The following is a 2,338-nucleotide window of genomic DNA, read 5'->3' as shown; positions in this document are numbered from 1 at the left end:
AATTTGCAAAAACAAAATCGCCAAAAGCATAATTGCCAAAATTAATAAATACCCCTGAATACTTGATTGAAAGGCTAGGATTGCCTTATCTAATTCCTTGGTATCCGATGCAACAGTAAGTAAAAATTTAGTTGAACCGCCATCGATTGACAGATTTTTTGTCAATGCTAGTAAATGCTGATTACTTAAATCATCAATGTAATAAAAGTTACTTGTGCCAGCAATTTCTTTCTGACTTACATTCAGTGTTGAATCCCACAGCGAACGAGACCTGAGAAGTTGACCATCAGGAAGATTAATTTGCCAGTAATTACCTGATAGCGGCGCAGACCATCTTGGCTCGCTAGGCTGTGAAGTCAATGCAATCCGTCCAGACTTTGGTTCAGCAACAATAAGACTTGCTATCTGATTCAGTTGAACCTGCATCGTGGCTTCAAATTGCTTTAATGCATGCTCTTTAAATAAATTGGCTATAAGAATATTTGCTACAAAGATGGCAATTGCTATTGCAGCCAGTGAGGCAACCGTAATTCTTAAGCGAATAGAATTAAGAATCATGATTTAGCCGATACCCAAGACCCCTAACAGTCTCAATAACCCCATCAGGTATCTTTTTTCTGAGGCGCCCAATAAATACTTCAATAGTATTGGAATCAGGGTCTTCGTTATATGGATAAATATGCTCCCCCAATGTCGCCTTATCAACAACTTCATTTGGGTGATGCATCAAATATGAAAGCAATCGAAATTCATGACTGGTGAGGCTGATTTGCTTGCCTTCAATTGTTACTTTTCCACTTCGGGTGTCCAGTGATAAACCATTAACAGATAAGACCGAAGTCGAATGTCCAGTAGACCGCCTGATAACACTTCGGAGCCTTGCAAGCAATTCCTCCATATGAAACGGCTTGGTTAGGTAGTCATCAGCACCAGCATCAATCCCAGATACCTTATCGCTCCAGTTATCCCTAGCAGTCAAAATAATCACGGGCAACTTCTTGCTAGCAGTCCTCCAGCCTTTCAATACAGAAGCGCCGTCCAACTTTGGTAAGCCCAAATCTAAGATTGCGGCATCAAAAGACTCTTCTGTACCCATATGCAAAGCATCTTCGCCATTGTTTGCAATATCAACGGCATACCCCTGCTCACTGAGCGCAGTAGATAACTGTTCGCAAAGTGTTGGCTCATCCTCGACTACTAATATCCGCATAAGTATTATTTTTTTAATTTCTGCTTCAGAACAATTCCAGTTTTAGCATCTACTTCCAGTTTACAAAGAGAGCCATCTGCGCCCAGTTGTTTGATTTCGTATATCCAGCCATTACTCTTTCGCTCTAATTCAACTTCGATAACTTGAGCAGGATGGTCTTTCGAAATCTTTTGAAGAATTTGTTGAAGCGGTAGAACTTGCCCACTTTCTAATGCCTTCCTAGCCTTGTCATGGTCATCCTCTGCCATTGCGGGAATGGACAGAGAAAAACACAGCACTAAGAGCAACAAGCGATAAATAGAACCCATCTTTATATTGTAGGGCGGCAATTCTGAACGGTAGATGAATAAGTCCTTCAGAGTCCATAAAGCAGGGTTATTGAATACTCACCCTATGAATCTTGAAAGGATTGGGATGAAGTCTATAAATAACCTGCTTGTTACCTTAATTTTGATGGCTATATTTGGCACAGCCAATGCAGGCGATACGACTGCAATCAAACAAATGCAGTATTGGTCAGATAAGGCTGGCACATCAGGCAATAGCGAAAAGGGAAAGACATTCTTTACTTCTACTCATGGGAAAGAATGGTCATGCTCATCTTGCCACGGAAACCCCCCAACCACTCAGGGTAAACATGCCTCTACCAATAAGCCAATTAACCCGCTTGCCCCCTCAATAAATCCCGATGCATTCACAGACCAAGCCAAAAGCGATAAATGGTTTCGGAGAAATTGCAACGATGTTTTAGGTCGTGAGTGCCAACCTCAAGAAAAAGCGGATATTTTGGCTTACCTGATTAGCCTAAAGAAGTAATGGAAAGCATATGAAAGACTTAATTACGAAGCCACTACTAACGGTAACTACCTACGTAGTTATTGCAATTAGTAGTCAAATAGCCAGTGCTGGAAGCAAGAATTTGATGCCCGTCAATGCTCCACCAATCTATCAGCAAGAATGTGGCAGTTGCCATATGCCCCATCCCCCTGCCTTGCTCCCCAAAGCATCTTGGGCAGAAATCATGAATGGGCTTCAAAAGCACTTTGGCACCCTGCATTTGCACATGGATGAATCTGCCTATATCACGCTGGTAGCAGCGCAACACCTTGCGTGCATCATCCTCACTCA

General features: G+C 42.0%; 4 protein-coding genes and 1 pseudogene. 2 read left to right on the top strand and 3 right to left on the bottom strand.

Annotated features, from left to right (window positions below; translation table 11 throughout):
* From B7Y67_RS15520 to B7Y67_RS15510, 3 genes are all read right to left on the bottom strand, one after another.
* Positions 1–558 (bottom strand): hypothetical protein (locus B7Y67_RS15520; RefSeq protein ID WP_293599408.1); only part of this gene is annotated, 558 nt, incomplete at its 3' end.
* Entirely contained in the window at positions 548–1,210 is a 663-nt protein-coding gene (locus B7Y67_RS15515; protein WP_293599407.1) for a response regulator transcription factor, read from the bottom strand. The genes B7Y67_RS15520 and B7Y67_RS15515, both read right to left, overlap by 11 nt.
* A 5-nt stretch (positions 1,211–1,215) precedes the next feature.
* Entirely contained in the window at positions 1,216–1,518 is a 303-nt protein-coding gene (locus B7Y67_RS15510; RefSeq protein WP_293599406.1) for a PepSY domain-containing protein, read from the bottom strand.
* Positions 1,519–1,714: 196 nt separating this feature from the next.
* Between B7Y67_RS15510 and B7Y67_RS15505 the strand changes: the two genes are divergently transcribed.
* Both B7Y67_RS15505 and B7Y67_RS15500 read left to right on the top strand, forming a co-directional pair.
* Positions 1,715–2,026, top strand: a complete 312-nt coding sequence (locus B7Y67_RS15505; protein WP_293599409.1) for a DUF1924 domain-containing protein — start codon at positions 1,715–1,717, stop codon at positions 2,024–2,026.
* A 10-nt stretch (positions 2,027–2,036) separates the two neighbouring features.
* Positions 2,037–2,338, top strand: a pseudogene (locus tag B7Y67_RS15500) (hypothetical protein); the annotation flags it as partial.

It is taken from the genome of Polynucleobacter sp. 35-46-11 (genome assembly GCF_002281105.1).
Note: the sequence above shows the minus strand (reverse complement) of the source record. Positions and strands in the feature narration are given on the sequence as shown.

Excerpts from the sequence above, each read along its gene's own strand:
- B7Y67_RS15515 (WP_293599407.1), bottom strand. The coding sequence starts at position 1,210 with ATGCGGATATTAGTAGTCGAGGATGAGCCAACACTTTGCGAACAGTTA.
- B7Y67_RS15510 (WP_293599406.1), bottom strand. The coding sequence starts at position 1,518 with ATGGGTTCTATTTATCGCTTGTTGCTCTTAGTGCTGTGTTTTTCTCTG.
- B7Y67_RS15505 (WP_293599409.1), top strand. The coding sequence starts at position 1,715 with ATGCAGTATTGGTCAGATAAGGCTGGCACATCAGGCAATAGCGAAAAG.